The sequence below is a fragment of the Paraflavitalea soli genome (assembly GCF_003555545.1).
Taxonomy (GTDB): Bacteria; Bacteroidota; Bacteroidia; order Chitinophagales; family Chitinophagaceae; genus Paraflavitalea; species Paraflavitalea soli.
Map to the genome: position 1 here is coordinate 2,054,784 of NZ_CP032157.1, position 17,970 is coordinate 2,072,753.

The window sequence follows — 17,970 nt, forward strand, 5'->3', positions numbered from 1 at the left end:
ATCGTTTTTTTCCTTATCTTGAGGCCGTGGCATACGCTCCGAGAACGGCTCTGTACAGTACCTATACCGACGAACAATTGGTAGGCTTGTTGCGTGATAATGATGAGGAAGCTTTTGCAGAGATCTTTCATCGTTATTGGGACAAGCTCCTGGCCATTGGCTTCAACCATGCCCGCAATAAGGAAGTGGCAGAAGAGATTGTCCAGGATGTACTGCTCAGTTTATGGAACCGCCGGCACTCCATGGAAATAGACCGGCCAGCTGCTTTTCTTGCCACCGCTGTGAAGTTTGCCGTCTTTAAGACCCTCGCCCGGGAAAACAGGCGCCGTGACCTGTTGCAGGAGCACACCGTTGATACAGGCAACAGCGCCGGCTCCTTTGATGAAGGAGTGATAGAAGCTAAATTCCTCAAAGAATACCTCAACGAACTGGTGGCAGGCCTCCCCGAGCAATGCCGGCTGGTATTTGTATACAGCCGCGACCACCAGTTATCGACTAAAGAGATTGCAGCAACCCTCCAGCTTTCGCCCAAAACAGTTGAGTCCCATCTCACTAAAGCACTCAAAACTCTTCGCTTCCTGCTGGGCAATCACCGCTTTTTTAGTGTCATAGCCACCTTTATTCATCTTTTGTTAAAAAAAACTTAACATCCACTCAGGGTACTTCCCTGTTCATGGGTACAGTATTGTAAGGCCGCTGCCGAAGGCCACGCCAATACTAACACATGACACAGGAGCAACTTCAAATACTGCTGGAAAAATACCTGAACAATACTGCCTCGGCCGAAGAGGAACAGGAATTAACTGATTGGTACCACGCTGCCAACATGCAGGAAGTACACTGGCCTGTGGACAATGAAGAAGCAGTGGAAACGCTCAGGAACCGGATGCTGCATCAATTGAAAGAGGCTATCCATCCTGCAGCCCCTGCCAAAGAGCTCCCCCTATACCGCAATATCCGCTGGCAGGTAGCGGCCGCCATCCTCCTCTTGCTGGGCGTTGGCACCTGGCTTTGGCTTGATAGACCAGCCACTCCTCCTACTGCAACGACCATTACCAGTAACAAGAATACCGCCCCCGTTCTTCCTGGTGGTAATAAAGCCACTTTAACGCTTGCTGATGGCAGTATCATCGAACTCGATACAGCCGGCAACAAAACCCTGGCCCAACAGGGAAATACCCGGATCATCAAACTCAACAATGGCCAGCTGGCTTATCATGACGCATCGCAACAGGATGCGAACGCTCCTGTTCTATACAATACTATCCGCACACCCAATGGAGGCCAATACGAGATCATCCTGCCCGACGGAAGTCATGCATGGTTGAATGCAGCATCTATCCTGCGCTTCCCTACAGTATTCACGGGAACTGAGCGTAAAGTTCAACTCTCCGGTGAGGCCTATTTTGAAGTGGCTAAAAACGCGCACCTGCCATTCAGGGTATATACCACTGATGTGCAACTGCATGAGCGAGGCATTGTGGAAGTATTGGGTACCCACTTCAATGTGAATGCGTATAGCGATGAACCTTCCGTGAAAACTACCCTGCTCGAAGGAAAAGTAAAGGTATCGGTCTCCTCACCCGGAGACACCCTTCACCTTATAAAACCGGTAACACTCGCGCCGGGCATGCAATCCTCTTTTCCCAATGATCCGGCACGCCTGTCTGCCATCCAGCTAAGGGAGGTTGACACGGATGAGGTGATTGCCTGGAAGAATGGCCTTTTCAACTTCAACAAGGCCGATATTCAAACGGTGATGCGCCAGCTGGCCCGTTGGTACGATGTGGAAGTGTTTTACGAAGGACCGGTTTCCAAAGAAAAGTTTGAAGGAGAAATACCGAAAAATGCTACGCTCAACGAAGTGTTCAAGATACTGGAACTAAGTGCTGTTCATTTTAAGGTCGAAGGCCATAAGGTCACTGTGATGCCTTGATCACCCTCATCCTAACCGCTATCCTGCATGAAAGCTCATCATCGATGCAATTGCCGTACTGACCGTTCGGTACAAAAGGTTTATCTATGAAAAGCCGCCAACGCGCTAACGTTGACGGCAGGGATGGGTAAAACCAGTTCGCAGACTAATGGAACCCTTATTGTTTAACCCAATTGACTAAAAGTATGATTTTTATCATTCTTTGCAAAGCCGCATTCCTGAGGCGGCTGGCAAAGCCCAAAACCTTTCTGGTTATGAGATTGACAGCTATGCTGCTATTGGTTGGCTGTTTGCAGGTTTGCGCTACCGGAATTGCTCAAAAAGTGAGTATCTCCCGCGAAAACGTATCGCTGAAGAAAGTCTTTACCGATATCAAAAGGCAAACAGGCTACCTGTTCTTTTACAATGCCCGCCTCCTCGAAAATGCAGAGCCGGTAAGTATTTCAGTAAAAGATACAGAGATGAAAGAAGTGCTGGACAAGTGTTTCAGCAACCAGCCCTTTACCTATAAGATCGTCAACAGAACGATCGTGGTGAGCGCCCGGCCCGTAGCAATACCGATCGAAGCAGCCATCACCGATACCATCCCAGGGGAAATTACAGTTACCGGTATCATCGTGGATGATAGTACTTCCAGGCCCATCGAGGGCGCCAGTGTGGTTATCCGGGGTACTAATTCCGGTATCGCTTCCAATAACAAAGGCGCCTTCACGATCAATGGTAAAAAGGGCACTTCCTATACCATCAGTTTTGTAGGTTATGAACCACAGACCTTTTCCATCAGGAATGCCAATGCAGTACAGGTAAGGTTAAAGCAAGGAACTGCCAAAGACCCACTGGCCAATGTGGTAGTAACCGGTTACCAGCTGATCAATAAAGAGAGTTTTACCGGCAATGCCGTCGTTATATCCGGTGAAGAACTAAGAAAGGTAAACCCGGTGAATGTATTGCAGAGTATCCAGGCTTTTGATCCTTCTTTCCGTATCGCAGAGAATAACCTGGCTGGTTCCAATCCCAACCGCTTACCCAATATCAACCTGCGGGGCAGCACCGCTTTACCTACCGGTACCGGCGATATCCTCAGTCGCGCCAACCTGCAAAGCAATTTGAACCTGCCTACTTTCATACTGGATGGATATGAAGTGTCGCTTGAGAAAGTATATGACCTCGACAACTCCCGCATTCAAAGCATTACCCTGCTCAAAGACGCAGCTGCCACAGCAGTCTATGGCTCCCGGGCAGCCAACGGGGTCGTCGTGATCACGACCAAACAACCGAAAGCAGGTAAACTGCAGGTCTATTACAATGGTGATTATACCGTCAATGCCCCGGACCTTACAGATTATCGCTTGCTGAATGCCGGAGAGAAACTGGAATACGAGCGGCTGGCTGGTCTGTATAATTCAGTAGGCAGCCGCAGCACCGATATGCAGGAAGCCCTTTATTACCAAAAGAAGAAAAACGTAATTGGCGGCGTCAATACTTACTGGCTGTCACAGCCCCTGCGTATATCGCTCGCACAGAAGCATTCTATTTATCTCGAAGGTGGTGGCAATGGCATTCGCTATGGATTGGACATGCGCTATCAGGCGCAGCCCGGCGTTATGAAAGGTTCAACCCGCGATCGTTACAGCATTGGGGTCGACCTGGCTTATAACCCCACTACCAGGTTCATCTTCAAGAATACACTGTCCGTTACACAAATGAATGCCACCGAATCGCCCTGGGGCAATTTCGGAGACTATGTGCGCATGAATCCCTATTACCCCAAGACCGATTCATTGGGTAATATCCTGCAATCAGTAGACAGCTGGCTCATCGACACCCATCGCTCCGGTACAGACCAGTATGTAACCAATGTAGTGCTCAACCCGATGTACAACAGCACCCTGCATTCCTTTAATAAGAATAAGTATCTTGAGATCATCGACGCATTTTCCGGTGAGTGGACCATCGTGGATGGATTACGTCTGCGTGGATTGATCAGCTTAACCAAACGCAAATACGACTATGATGCGTTCACCTCACCCGGGGCCAACTACTATTACTTCACCTCGCCCGATAAATTGAATGAGCGTGGCAGCTACAGTTATTCAGCCCAGGATGAAACGGCTGTAGACGGCAACATCAACCTCGCTTATAACAAGCAGGTAGGTGATCATTTTTTCAATGCCACCCTGGGCGCCAATATCAGGACCTTTTCCCAAAGCGTCACTTCGTTTACCGCCATCGGTTTTCCCAACGACCGTTTTACCAATGTAGGTTTTGCATTGGGATATGCTGAGGGCGCCTCTCCTGGCGGCTATTCATCCAAAGAACGCTTGCTGGGGTCCTTCATCAGCGGCAACTATTCTTATAAGAATAAGTACCTGCTGGATGCAACCTTACGCACCGATGGCTCTTCAAAATTCGGTACCGATAACAAAATAGCCACCTTCTGGTCCCTGGGTATTGGCTGGAACGTGCATAAGGAAGCCAATTTCAAAAGCAATACCATCAGTTTATTGAAACTGCGGGCCAGCACAGGCATTACCGGCGCGGTAAACTTTGCTCCAAACCTGGCAAAAACAACTTTCAGTTATTACTCCGATTGGTATTCGACCGGCATTGGCGCCATCGTTTCGAGTTATGGCAACAATGGGCTGAAATGGCAGCAAACCCGGAATATAGATGCCGGTATCGATCTCGGCCTGTTCAAAGACCGGATCATGATCTCGCCTCGCTATTACCAGAAACTCACCACCGACCTGCTCTCCGATATTACCCTCGCCCCTTCTACCGGCTTTGGCTTTTATAAGGATAACCTGGGAGATATGCTCAACGAGGGCTTTGAGCTCAATTTGAAAGCAACCGTGCTGAAAACAAAGGACTGGTTCATCAACCTGAGCCTCAATATGGCGCGCAATACCAATAAGATCGTACGCATTTCCAATGCCTTGAAGGCTTACAACGATAAGGTAGATGAGGCGCAAGCAAACAATTATCCCTCTACTCCACTCGTCCGTTACCAGGAAGGGCAATCGCTCAATACCATCTATGCCGTTCGTTCCCTGGGCATCGATCCCGAAAATGGGCGCGAGCTGTTCCTGAAGAAAGACGGCACCTATACTTACGACTGGGATGTAAAAGACATCGTGGCAGTGGCCGATAATACCCCCACCGCAGATGGTTTCTTTGGTACTTCGATCGCCTGGAAAAGCTTCCTGGTGCAGGTGCAGTTCTATACCAAATTTGGCGGCATGGAATACAACCAGACCCTCGTTGACCGGGTAGAGAATGCCGATCCGCGGTATAATGTAGACAGGCGTGTATTGGAAGAAAGATGGAAAAAACCCGGTGATATGGCCAAATACAAGAATATCGCAAGCATCGGCACCACACAGGTGTCTGACCGCTTTGTCCAGCGCGACAATGTATTGGAATTGAATTCCATCTATCTCTCGTACGACTTCAATAAGTCTTTCTGTAAGCGGCTCGCCATGCGCAACCTGCGCGCTTCTTTCACGATGAATGATGTATACAGGTGGTCGTCCATGGAAGTAGAAAGAGGTTTGGAGTATCCGTTCTCCCGCGCGTTTACATTCTCTATTCAAACAAGTTTCTAAAAACTACGGTATGAAAAAATATTATATCATCATAGTGACCGCCGTCTTGTTGTCTTCCTGCAACAAATGGCTCGATGTAAAACCCGAAGCAGAGATCACCAAAGAGGAATTGTTCAAGACCGAATCAGGCTTCATAGAAGCGCTCAATGGCATTTATACTTCTTGTGCCATCGATGAACTATACGGCGTGGAGCTTTCTGCCGGTTTACCCGAAGTGTTGGCCCAGAACTATCATTTTGAGGCCAACGACAAGGATGGTTATAAACAAACCTCGCTCTACAACTACACGGATCCCCGTTTTATCGACCGCAAGGATAAAGTATGGCGCAGGATGTACAATGCCATTGCCAACTGCAACCTGATCCTGGAAAATATGGCCAAGTCTACGGTGCCCATGACACAGGTCAACAAGCAATTGATCAAAGGAGAGGCGCTTGCATTGCGGGCCTACCTCCATTTCGATCTGCTGCGCCTTTTTGGTCCATCATTCGTATCGGCGCCTGCAGGCAAAGGTATTCCCTATGTAGTGACGTTTTCGAATAAGGCAACTCCCAGGTCGACCGTTACAGAAGCACTCAATAAAATGGTGGCCGATCTTACCGAAGCCAAAGGGTTGCTCAAGACAGTAGATCCCATCCTTACTGCCGGCTATAAAGTGGGTTATCCCGGTGATACCACTTCGAAAGAGCTTTCCGCTCCGATCCTTTTCCAGCAGAACAGGCGTCACCGGTTGAACTACTACGCCGTATGCGGTGAACTGGCAAGGATTTATCTGTACCTCGATAAAAAGCAGGATGCCCTGGCCAATGCACTGGAAGTGATCAATGCACAAAAGTTTCCCTGGACCAAAGAGGAGGATTTTATTCAAGCCGATGTGACACTAAAAGACCGGATCATGTATCCTGAACTTGTTTTTTGCTGGTACGATGACTGGTACAAGACTATCTATGCCAGCAGGTTTGAAGCAGGTATAGCCGGTGCGTATATCAAAGGAGATGCAGGTGATAAACTGTATGAAAAAGGCGGCATCGGTGGTGAGGACCGCCGGTTCAAACAATGGTTCCTCCTGGTCACCGACAATTCCATGGTGCGTTATGAATTACAGAAGTACAAGCGCGATAAGGATACCAACAAACATCCTTTCGTACACCCTGCCATCAGGCTTACTGAACTATACTATATCGCAGCAGAAGCGATCTGGGATACCGATCCTGCCAAAGCACTGGAATACCTAAATACCGTGCGAACTAAGAGAGGCATCATTTCCGATGTGAATACGGCTTCCAGGACAGTATTCATCGATGAGCTGGTGAAGGAAGTACGGAAAGAAACTTATGGAGAAGGACAGCTCTTCTACCTGTACAAACGCCTCAACAGGGGCATCCTGCAGGAAACAGGGGCTGTGACCAATCCGTCGGACAAGGTCTTCGTGCTGCCCATGCCGAATGATGAATTAGAATACGGTCAACGCTAAAACACTGCAACATGAAACAAGTCATTATCATTACCCTATCCATACTGATGGGTGTTGCCTGCAAAAAAACACCCGACATCCTGTACCGGGCTCCCCTGCAAAATGTGTATTTCGATCTCAATGCCACCGATAGCACGGTGTATACTTTTGCCTACGAGCCCGACCTTCCCCGCGATACCGTTTACCTGCCGGTTCGCCTGTCTGGCTTGCGTGCCGACAGCCTCCGCCAGTTTGGCATTACAGTAGTAGACAGCAATACAACCGCCAAAGCCGGCCTTCATTACGAACCATTCAAAGCATGGTATACCTTGAAAGCTGATACTGGTATCTTCTTATTGCCCGTAATTTTATTCAACACCGATCCTGCCCTGCAAACCAAAGCGGTGGTGCTCAACCTTCAACTGAAACCGGGCTCAGGACTCGATACCAATGTCAATAAACTGATCAGGACCAAAGTGGTACTCAGTAATAAACTGGAGCAGCCCAAATGGTGGACCACCTGGCCGCTCGGCGCCTATTCGCAAACCAAACACCAGCTGTTTATGATCGCTACCGGGGTTATTTCGATGACCACCGAGGGAATGGATGCGCCGCGTAACTTATACCTCGTGGGCAGGTTGAATGTAATGGTGGCCGACCCTTTTGCCTGGGTCAATAACAATCCCGACAAAGGATATGTACTTACACAGCGTACCGATGGCAACTATGATTTTTATGCCATCACCAACCCGGCCAAGACCACCCTCGTGCGCAAGAATACTTCAACCGGAAGATTCTATTTCGTAGATGAAAACGGGCTGGACATCAACTAATACCACAACTCCCCAAAATATTTCCATGCGTAATCGAATCATCATCATAGCAACAGTCCTGGTTGTAATAGCAACAGGCTGTTACAAAGACAAGGGCAACTATGATTACAATGCGCCCGAAGAGCCGATCATTACCAACCTCGACACAGTATATTCTGTATTTGTCGGCGACAGCCTTATCATTAAGCCTGCTGTAGCCTATACAAACCCTGCGATGCTGCGGTTCGACTGGAAGATCGCCATCCCCGAATTGTTGTCCGACCTCTCCTTCAAAGGACCTGAGGTCCGTACAGTATACGGCCTGGGGGCCAACCGTTATCAGGCCCGGCTCACCATTACCGACAGCAGCAATGGGATGAAATACTTTTACAAATTTGTTGTCAGTGGAAAGACCGCCTTTTCCCAGGGCACCGCGGTACTGAGTGTTGACAACGGCGAAACAAAGTTGTCATTCATCAAGCCCGACGGCACTGTACAGCCTAATATCTATGAAGCGGCCAACCTGGGCGCCAGGCTGGGCGGCAAACCCAAACAATTGATCGGCCTGCGCCATGCGTCCATACAACCCTTTCACACCACCAGCTATTGGGTCATAACGGATGAAGGCGATAAAGGCGTACAGATCAATTCCAACACGATGAAGAAGATCAAGACACTGGCAGGAAACTTCTTCACGCCTCTGGCCACTATTACGCCCGGATCTTTCATAGGCACGCAACAGGAATCCATGAACGGGGTGATCAATGGTAAGCTGTATGTAGGAACCACCCAAACCTGGAACCTGAATCCCTTATACGGCATGTATGGATTGCCTGCTGAGGGCGATTACAACCTGTTTGACCAGGCGGCATTCAATTCCGTGATGCCTTATTTCCTGGGCTACGACAAAGTGAAGAAGCAGGTAGTAGCTTTTACCAACTTTGGTTCTCCCGCCTATATCGGCACGGGATATACAGCGGTAGGCGACACCTTCGACCTGCGAAAAGTGGGGCTGGACCTGCTCTACTTTGTACAGGTGAATGATGGCAACTGTTTTGCGCTGGGCAAAGATGCAAATGGCAATTTGAAGGAGATCAAATTTGGCGCAGCATTCATGGGTTTCATACAACTAAGGGCTGAATACATCCGTAATTTTTCGCAGCCTGCTCTGATCACTCCTACTACCAAATGGGCCTGGTCACCGTCAGAGATCTTCTATTTCACCTCCGGCGACAAAGTCTATCGGTACAATCCCACCAATGAAGATATCCGTCCGCTCACCACTGACTTTGGCGGCAAAGCCGTAACGATGATCAAACTGATCGATGGCGGCAATACCATGCTGGCAGGTACCGAAGGTACCTTGTACCATCTCGATGTGAGCACCGGCAAGTTTGGCGATGTCATCAAAAAGCAGGTGGGCATTCCGGGGCAAACCATCGATGCAGTGATCCGTAACGATCAATAATATTCAATTACATCAATCAATTCATAGCAATGACAACAAAAAAGAAGCCTGTACTCGCCCTGCTCTTAGCTGCGGCCGTGGGTGCATTGAGCTGGCAAAAAGCCGCTACACCAGATGGTTTTACCCTTACCGGCAATGTGCCGGATTTCAAAGACAGTATCGTATTCCTGACTTATGGCACATTCGACAACACCAAAATTGACAGTGCAATAGTCAGCAATGGCAAGTTTGCCTTTAAAGGTGAAGTTGCCGAACCATTGCAGGGCATGCTGTTTTCGCGTAATTACCGCCTTCGTCTCGATCTGTTCGTAGATAAGGGCAATGTAACCGTGGATGGCCCGATAGAGGACATGAAAGTAACGGGCTCACCTGTCGTGAATGAGTATGAGGTATTCAACCGGGCGATCATGGCCAACCGTAAATGGGTGAACAAGATCTATACGGAAGCGTATGAGGCCAAACAGGCAGGAGATACTACCCGGGCAAAAGGCCTGGAAGCCGATGGCAGCAAGTGGTACGCGTATGAGTATGAGATCCGTAAAAACTACATTAAGCAACATCCTGCCAGTCCGATCAGCGTGCGTGAACTGCTTATGTATGTCAACAACAAAACACTGGCCGAATGCACTCCTATGTACACTGCACTGGATTCAACAGTAATGGCATCAGCCCAGGGTCTGGAATTGACAAAGCGGATGCAATTGCTCAATAAGATCACCACGGGCAAACCCGCATTGGCATTTGCCCAGGCAAATGTGGAAGGAAAGACCATCACGCTAAAGTCCTACAAAGGCAAATATGTGTTGCTGGAATTCTGGGCTTCCTGGTGCGGTCCCTGCCGGGCAGAAAACCCCAACCTGCGTAAGCAAGTGGAGTTATTTGGTTCGAAGGGATTCAATGTACTTGGCGTATCCCTTGATAAGACCAAAGCACCCTGGGTACAAGCCATCGAAAAAGATGGACTTACCTGGCCGCAGGTGTCGGATCTGAAAGGATGGAACAATGAGATCGCCTTATTGTATGGAGTAAAGGCCGTACCGGCCAATTTCCTGATCGATCCCACAGGTACGATAATCGCCCAGGATCTGCGCGGTGAAGCCCTCAATCAGAAGCTAAAAGAGATTTTTAAATAGCGTTTTCCCGCTTACCCGTTCAGGCCCGCCAACGCAAATGCTGAGGCGGGCCTTTTTTATTATACTTCTGCTTCCCGCTGAATCCTCTTGTATTTCATTAAATTGTTTGAGAATTTCCCTTCCCTTTGTAAGAATCTCTTCTTTTGATGGTACTAATGGATAAACCATACCTGCAGTGACAGAAAAGGAACAATTGGCAATACTGGAAACCTGGCTGGGTTCATACAAGGGTATTCTATTTAAAGTAGTACATGCTTATACAGGTAATCATATGGACAAGGATGACTTGTTCCAGGAGATCATCATACAGGTATGGCGCTCCATTCCGGTTTTCCGCGAGGAATGTTCCGTGACCACCTGGCTGTATCGTATCGCACTCAATACCGCAATTAAATGGTCCGCCCGGTCGCGAAAACATGTCCCCTCAGAAACCCTGGAGCGGGTGGAGCACCTTATACAGGAAAATAAATGCGCGGCGGATGAGCGGTTGGAATGGCTGTACCGGGCCATCCATCAACTGGATGAAATTGATCGCTCGCTTACCTTATTATTATTAGAAGGCTTCAGCTATAAAGAGATGGCTGTCATACTGGGTATTACAGAATCAAATGTTGGCGTTAAGATCAACCGCATTAAAAAACAACTGATCGCTCAATCAAAAAATAAGTACAGCCATGGAATTTGATGAATTACAAAAGATCTGGGACACACAAAACCAGCAGTCCCTTTATGTGATCAACGAGCAGGCTTTGCACCACCGCATTCAGGCCAAAATGAGGCAGGGTTATCATATTACCAATATTAGTGAATGGCTCACCATCATGGTGAACCTGGGCGCAGGAAGTCTCATACTGATTCTCTTTGGGATCAAAAACAGCGGGAATATCTCTATGTACCTGCTGGCTGCCTGGATGTTGGCTACAGCCTTGTTTGCCATGATGAACCGTATCCGCAGAATAAAGGGCAACCGCCGCTTCGACCGGTCACTGCAAGGTGATCTTCAATATGCTATTTCCCTGACTACTTACCAGGTGCATCTTTCTCAAATCTTGCGTTGGAACGTATTGCCTGTAGGTGTCTTAACCATCCTGGGCCTTTGGGAAAGCGGCAAACCCTGGTGGATTGCCGGATGTGTATTGCTCTTTTTTGCCCTGACCTGGTATGCTTCCCGGTGGGAACATTCTTTCTACCGCAACAGGAAGCACTCGCTGGAAACATTACAAAGTAAACTGAGCGCTAACTAAACTCATTCAACTTCATACGCATACTATGATATGCCGGAAATTGTGCAGATACAACTAATTACCTCTTGACACCTGCTACATCTGCAACCAGGAAGAATGAAATAAAAAAGGGCAGTGTTGAAACTGCCCTCTATCCGGGGGTTAACCCTGAAAACGATATTATAAGCTATTATTAATACCTGTTTTTGTTGTAGCTACCACCATTGTTGTAGTTACCGCCGCGGGAAGAACGGTCTTCCTTTGGTTTTGCTTCCATTACCTTAATAGTACGGCCTTCTACGGTAGCGCCATCCAATTCCTGGATCGCCTTTTTAGAAGCTGCATCATCAGACATTTCAACAAATCCAAAACCACGTGAGTTTCCGGATTCCCTGTCATTGATAATTTTTGCAGAGGTTACTTCTCCATAAGGAGCAAAAAATTCCCTTAAGTCTTCATCTTGTACGTTGAAGCTTAAATTTGACACATAAATGTTCATGCTTAATAAATAATAAGTAAATAATGTGAGAAAGCAAGAGTAAGAGACTAATTAAGGTGCAGATTGCTGAGCAGGATAATTAACGATTACTGAGGCAAGACTCGATTACCCTACAAATGTAGGGGTTATTTTGTTACCGAAAGCAAAAATTTTCATTAAAGCATTGGTTTATTGAATTGATCCCTTTACTGGTACCAATATCCTATCTCCCGAACTTGCGAAAATGATGGTATTTACCTGCTTGCTCGTTTCCTTTGACTCTCTTTCGTTTTATAAAAAACAAGGATCCCAGCTATGGCCAATAACATGACCAACACAAAAGCCAGCATTCCGACATTTTGTACCCGGGTTTCGTAGCCTTTCTCTATTATCGCCTCCCATATCCCAGGTTCGCCTTTAAAACCCATTGACCACTGACCGAAGTTCCAGGCGCTGTGCAATCCCAGTGGTAATGCCAACCCTCTTGTTCTCAATGCAGCCAGGCCAAATAAAACACCCCCCATTCCAATGCCTACTATAGCCATCTCCCATGTCATTCCCGCCACTACATGCTCAAGAATAAAGATGATCGTTATAATAGTTAATGCTATACCTGCTTTCAAAACATAACTGAGGCTTCTTAAAGCATAAGAACGAAACACCAATTCTTCCCTGGCGGCCACTAAAAAAAACAAGAGCAATGACGAAAATATTTTCCCAGTTGTAATAGTAGTAATAAAGATTAATTGAGAATGACCAAAGCCTAGTACGATCATTGCCTGGGTAATGGCCATTGCCAGTCCAATTAAATAGCCCGTGAAAAAACGTGAGGCGCTTTTTCTTCCGGGAATGAGCCCCACATCATTCAGACTTAGTTTTTCCCAACGTACAAATAGTAAGATCAATAAGAAAGTTAATAGAGTGGCCAGGAACATGGTTATATGATCCGCTATTCTGCCCGAAAGGCTTTTGGTGAGGCCTGAAATAGCAGCAAATATTACAATGCAGCCAATATAAAAGCATAACACGCGCCCCAACGTATAATACCATTTCAGACTTATCTCTTGCACTTTGTTTCTCATACCTGATCTCATAAAATTTTCTTAATCGCCTTGGCCCAATACGTCCCCAATACCTCAGCGCCCCCTCCTCCCTGAGTGATACTATCGCCAATAAATACAATGGCCACCTTGCGGGGAGGTTTTGCAAAGGCAAAAAGGATGATCACTAAGGTTGCGATGACAAGCTTCTTTGTGCGCATATGGTACCTAAAAATAGCCCTTAATTCTTCAACTCCAGGCCAATGCAGCCATATTTCAGAACCTGGGCTTGAACAGCCTGCTGCATTTAGATGTAAATTGCAGTCATCATGGAATCAACCTTTAGCATTTCGCTCATCTGTATGGCCCCCAACCGCCCTCCGCTCTCCCATAAAGTGACCGATTACCTGGTGCAATTCATCCGGGAGGAGATATTGGTGCCCAGACAGATCATACTGACAGATGAATGGAACATAGAACTGGCCATGATGTTTATGCCTCAAAATGAGTTCGGTCCGCATAAAGTAGACGTGTATGAACCCGATATCTATGATGATGTGAAGGTGAAGACCTATCCCATTGCCATACCACTGGCAACCATTCAGGCATCGGAGGAGCCCTACCTCAAGACGATCGAATTGATGTATGAAGGACTCTTCCTGTACTTTACAGCCTTTCATAAAAGCATACACGCACACTTTATGCAAGACCTCTGGGAAAAAATAAATTTCGACTATTTGCTTTCCTTACCCTATCCCGCCGATATCACTGAGCAGCAATACATAGGCGATTAAGCGCAGCAGCCATCCGTGGAACAAGTTGGAAGAAAAACAAAGAAAACTTCCCTGTTCCACGGGGAACCACAATATGGGGTTAAGTTTCACGTTACGAACTCAAATTAACTAACCCCTCAATCCCCAACCTTTGATACCAAGTTCAGTTTGCAATCCGGCACCGCTGTGCCCCGCTTCCTCTATTAGAAAGATCATCTGTGCGCTGTTTTTTATGTTGATCATCCTCTTGCCAGGCACTCACACCTATGCGCAGGTCTTTAAAACATCAGTCTCTGAAACCTTTAAATCACCAGGCCCGGCTGCTTACCGCAAAATAGGCAGCGACTTCCTTTCCCTGGAGCGGGACAATGGCAAAGCCCTGTTTGGCTATACTTTCAAGTTGCACAAGGTAAAGTTTGGTCTCACCCTGCGCAGGTACGACAGCGCCATGAACCTGATCAAAGAGCAACCCTTGCTGGGCGGTGAAAAGAAATCAGGCCCCTTCCCTCCCTACCTGGGCTCTTTCAATGGTAAATTATACATCCTTTACTTCCTGTATGAAAAAGAAGAGGAAGATGTGAAACTGATCATGGCTGATGTCGATCCAATTACCCTGACTATGACAGGCGAAAAAGAATTACTGACCATGGATCAGAAGAATACCGGCCTGATTAAAACATGGGAAGCCTATACCAATTTGAACATACAGATCGCAGGCGCTCCCGACAACTCCCGGTTACTACTCTGGTGGGCATCTGAACTCAATAACCAGTTTTCTTACTGCATCCTGGATCGCAACCTGACGCTTGTCAGTAAAAAATACGAGACCGTTAAGGAGGCCACTGAACTATACAAGTTTTCCGGTTGCCTGGACAACGAGGGGCACGTGTATATAAGTTACCGGTTTAGCAAAGCAGAGGGCGAATGGAAGAACAAAGTAGCCATCTATGACAACGATAAGAAAGTAAAGGAACATGAAATTAAGACGCAGGTTGGTTCGCTGTTTCAGATCCAGCTGGTGGCTTCGAGAAAAGATAAGCTGGTGCATATTGCTGGCACCTATAGTGAAAAGCCCTCGAAACTGAACGGCATCTTTCACCAAACCATCAATACTTCCGATAAGTCCCTTAATCCGGCTGCCTCCATCCCCTTCCCTGCTTCATTGGTTGAACAGTTTGATAAAGACAGCTGGGGTAGTACTAAAGAGAAAAACTACGGCATTGATCCACTCACCTTCAATAGCTATGCCTTGGAAGATGGCCGCCTTGCCATGGTCGGAGAATTCAGAAAAACCACCCGTACTGAAAGAGCGCAATACGATGCTTCAGGAAGCCTGCTGTATGCACTTGTTGATGGCAAAACCGCAATAACCGGTTCTGTTCCCAAATACCGGGTAAGCGCCGGCAGCACCATTGGCGATTCTTACGCAGCTTTTCCTTACAAAAACACCCTCCTGGTTTTCTACAATGATAATGAACCCAACCTTGCCCGCGATATTACCAAGCCACCCGTGCCCTTCAGTGAATATAAAAGATCTGTGCTGGCCGTGGCCTTTATGAACGGAGATGGTGTCATTAAGCGGCAAGGTATCTTAGACCTTACCAAAGAGGGATTTCTGGCCATTGGAGAAAGCGTTCAACCACTTGCCTGGAATAAGTTAATGGTACCCATCTACAAGATCAAGGGATTGGGCGGTGTGGGTAATGATAGAAAATGGAGTACAGTCAATATTGAATAGAGGGAAGATACTAACGGAGCCCCGTGGAATACTTGTGAAAAAACAAACAAAAATGCAGTGTTCCACGGGGAACCACAATACAGTTCTAAGTTTCACGTTGTGCATCATTTTTGACATTGGTCAAATTTGTCTGAATTTCTGATGCCTTCAAACAATAAATGGAATGATTGGCCGTTGGAACTTACAATCTACTTGATTAGCACTTATCCTACCTACAACATGGGCGCTACCAGTCTGGCCGTTTTTTCAGCTATTTCAAAATACCAGGGACGTGCATCCCAGGCAATGGGATCGATCTTTTCCGCGCCTTTCAGGTCTTCATAAAAGACACTGCGCAGTTCAGTAGCCACCGCTTCATCGTACACAATAGCATTCACTTCAAAGTTGAGGTCAAAACTGCGGTAGTCCATATTGGCCGTTCCAACAATAGCCACTTTACTGTCGGTCACAACCGTCTTGGCATGTACAAATCCTTTTTGGTATTGGTATATTTCTACGCCGGCCTTCAACAACTCTCCATAATATGACCGTGCAGCCGTATTGACAAATACAGAATCAGACACACCGGGCACCAGCAGTTTTACTTTCAATCCACTCAGCGCAGATACGATCAATGCTTCCAGGATGCTTTCACCAGGTATAAAATAAGGGGTGGTGATCAGTATTTCTTCTTGCGCCAGGAAGATAGCCTGCAGCAAGGAAAACAAAATGGTAGGCCTGTCTGAGTCGGGACCACTGGCCGCCATTTGGACCAGCTTGTTGCCTTTGGGCGCCATGATATGGACCTTGGGAAAGAAGAGGTGATCGGGCTCCAAGTGCTCATTGGCACAAAAGTTCCAGTCCGCCAGGAACAGGTATTGCAGGTAATGTACACCCGGGCCGTCAATACGCAGGTGCGTATCGCGCCAGAAGAGTTTGTTGGGATCGCCGGCGTCGTTTGTATTATTGATGTACCGGTTGCTGACGTTGATGCCGCCTACAAAGCCTGTTTCCCCATCCACTACAATGATCTTGCGGTGATTGCGGTAGTTGAGGCGGTTGGCCAGCGCAATGAAAATGATCTTGTGAAAAGGAAATACTTTCACACCACCTGCTCTGAGCCGGCGCACCATTTTCTTACGGATGGAACGGCTGCCAAAATCATCATAAATAAAGCGCACCTCCACTCCTTCCCTGGCTTTCCGGATCAGGATCTGTTCGATCGCCTGACCTATCTCATCATCTTCATAGATGTAATATTCAATGTGAATATGGTGTTTAGCCTGTTCCAGCGCTTTCAATACTTCGGGAAACTTTTGCTCTCCGTTTACCAGCACCTTTACGGCATTGTTGGCCGTGAGGGGACTCATATTGTCTTTCAGCAGCAGGCGGGCCAGTTCACGATTATCGGCAATAGCCGGGTTCTTTTTTTCCAGGTTGTGCATGGAGTACTGAAAGATCTCCTGGTATACTTGCTGTTCCAGGTTATTGTCCCGGATCAGTTTCTTATTGTAGATCTTTCTTTTCCGGTAGTTGATGCCAAAGGAAAAGTAGATGAAGATACCGGCGATAGGAAGAAAAATAACCAGCAGCATGTAGGCTACTGTTTTGGTAGTGCTGCGCGTATCATAGATAATGCGCAGGCAAACGAGTACCACTACAATGACATATACAATTTCGTAAGCGAGTAACCAGTTCATGTAAGAAACACCGGTAAAGTTGGGTGAATGATTAATTGGCGCCTCTAAGGTAGAGGAAATTTGCTGGTCGCAATTACCCCCCTAATTTGCCTTATCATCCCCCCGTCAGTGACAGATCAAGTTTTTAGCTTTGTTCTATCAAAATAACAGTCATGAAAAAAACAAACATTCTCTTCTGGATCTTTACAGGTCTTTTTGCAGCCTTTATGGCTTCCGGTGCTATTTTCGATATCATCAGTCACCCCATGGCAGTGCAGGGCATGCATACCGAGTTGGGATACCCGCTTTATTTTATCCCCTTTATTGGCGTGGCTAAATTCCTTGGAGCTGTTGTCATTCTGCTGCCCGGGTTTCACCGCATCAAAGAGTGGGCATACGCGGGCTTTGCCTATGACCTCATTGGCGCCACCTACTCTATTTTAGCTATAGGAAAGCCTGACTGGGTAGGCATGTTAATACCCCTGGCCTTATTGGCAGTTGCCTATATCTATTATAACAAAAGGAAGAAATTACAGGCACAGGCCAAAGTAGCCCCACGCGCTGAAGGCACCTTGGTGACGAGCGCCATGGCGTAATCAATAATATCTCAAATGGGTTTAGCCTGGTGAAGCATGCGGGCTAAACCCATTATC

Annotated in this window: 15 protein-coding genes; 12 read left to right on the forward strand and 3 right to left on the reverse strand. The window is 47.2% G+C overall.

The window, feature by feature from the left end; translation table 11 throughout:
- The first annotated feature begins 26 nt into the window (after positions 1-26).
- From D3H65_RS07575 to D3H65_RS07615, 9 genes are all read left to right on the forward strand, one after another.
- Positions 27-647 (forward strand): RNA polymerase sigma-70 factor, encoded by a 621-nt coding sequence (locus tag D3H65_RS07575; protein ID WP_162915475.1) that lies wholly within the window; start codon positions 27-29, stop codon positions 645-647.
- Positions 648-724: 77 nt separating this feature from the next.
- On the forward strand, positions 725-1,936 hold the full coding sequence (locus D3H65_RS07580) for a FecR family protein (protein ID WP_119049684.1): 1,212 nt from the start codon (positions 725-727) through the stop codon (positions 1,934-1,936).
- A 254-nt stretch (positions 1,937-2,190) separates the two neighbouring features.
- Positions 2,191-5,541, forward strand: a complete 3,351-nt coding sequence (locus D3H65_RS07585) for a SusC/RagA family TonB-linked outer membrane protein (RefSeq protein WP_119054423.1) — start codon at positions 2,191-2,193, stop codon at positions 5,539-5,541.
- A gap of 10 nt (positions 5,542-5,551) precedes the next feature.
- Positions 5,552-7,015, forward strand: a complete 1,464-nt coding sequence (locus D3H65_RS07590; protein WP_119049685.1) for a RagB/SusD family nutrient uptake outer membrane protein — start codon at positions 5,552-5,554, stop codon at positions 7,013-7,015.
- A gap of 11 nt (positions 7,016-7,026) precedes the next feature.
- Positions 7,027-7,827: a DUF4843 domain-containing protein gene (locus D3H65_RS07595; protein ID WP_119049686.1), complete on the forward strand. Its 801-nt coding sequence runs from the start codon at positions 7,027-7,029 to the stop codon at positions 7,825-7,827.
- Between the two features lie 25 nt (positions 7,828-7,852).
- Entirely contained in the window at positions 7,853-9,274 is a 1,422-nt protein-coding gene (locus tag D3H65_RS07600) for a PKD-like family lipoprotein (protein WP_162915476.1), read from the forward strand.
- 29 nt (positions 9,275-9,303) lie between these two features.
- Positions 9,304-10,407, forward strand: coding sequence for a TlpA disulfide reductase family protein (locus D3H65_RS07605; protein ID WP_119049688.1), 1,104 nt, complete (start codon positions 9,304-9,306; stop codon positions 10,405-10,407).
- A 175-nt stretch (positions 10,408-10,582) separates the two neighbouring features.
- Complete coding sequence (locus tag D3H65_RS07610; RefSeq protein ID WP_119049690.1) at positions 10,583-11,092, forward strand: RNA polymerase sigma factor; 510 nt, start codon at positions 10,583-10,585, stop codon at positions 11,090-11,092.
- Positions 11,082-11,651 (forward strand): hypothetical protein, encoded by a 570-nt coding sequence (locus D3H65_RS07615; protein ID WP_119049692.1) that lies wholly within the window; start codon positions 11,082-11,084, stop codon positions 11,649-11,651. The genes D3H65_RS07610 and D3H65_RS07615 overlap by 11 nt, the downstream gene beginning before the upstream one ends.
- Positions 11,652-11,823: 172 nt before the next feature.
- On the opposite strand, the gene D3H65_RS07620 is transcribed toward D3H65_RS07615, so the two are convergent.
- Positions 11,824-12,129: an RNA recognition motif domain-containing protein gene (locus tag D3H65_RS07620; RefSeq protein ID WP_119049694.1), complete on the reverse strand. Its 306-nt coding sequence runs from the start codon at positions 12,127-12,129 to the stop codon at positions 11,824-11,826.
- Positions 12,130-12,362: 233 nt separating this feature from the next.
- Positions 12,363-13,190: a CPBP family intramembrane glutamic endopeptidase gene (locus D3H65_RS07625; RefSeq protein WP_162915477.1), complete on the reverse strand. Its 828-nt coding sequence runs from the start codon at positions 13,188-13,190 to the stop codon at positions 12,363-12,365.
- Between the two features lie 287 nt (positions 13,191-13,477).
- On the opposite strand from D3H65_RS07625, the gene D3H65_RS07630 reads away from it, so the two are divergent.
- Both D3H65_RS07630 and D3H65_RS07635 read left to right on the forward strand, forming a co-directional pair.
- Entirely contained in the window at positions 13,478-13,942 is a 465-nt protein-coding gene (locus D3H65_RS07630) for a hypothetical protein (RefSeq protein ID WP_162915478.1), read from the forward strand.
- A 211-nt stretch (positions 13,943-14,153) separates the two neighbouring features.
- Positions 14,154-15,659: a hypothetical protein gene (locus D3H65_RS07635; protein WP_119049700.1), complete on the forward strand. Its 1,506-nt coding sequence runs from the start codon at positions 14,154-14,156 to the stop codon at positions 15,657-15,659.
- Positions 15,660-15,871: 212 nt separating this feature from the next.
- On the opposite strand, the gene cls is transcribed toward D3H65_RS07635, so the two are convergent.
- On the reverse strand, positions 15,872-17,338 hold the full coding sequence (gene cls / locus D3H65_RS07640; protein WP_119049702.1) for a cardiolipin synthase: 1,467 nt from the start codon (positions 17,336-17,338) through the stop codon (positions 15,872-15,874).
- 152 nt (positions 17,339-17,490) lie between these two features.
- On the opposite strand from cls, the gene D3H65_RS07645 reads away from it, so the two are divergent.
- Entirely contained in the window at positions 17,491-17,913 is a 423-nt protein-coding gene (locus D3H65_RS07645) for a DoxX family protein (RefSeq protein WP_119049704.1), read from the forward strand.
- Positions 17,914-17,970: the final 57 nt, after the last annotated feature.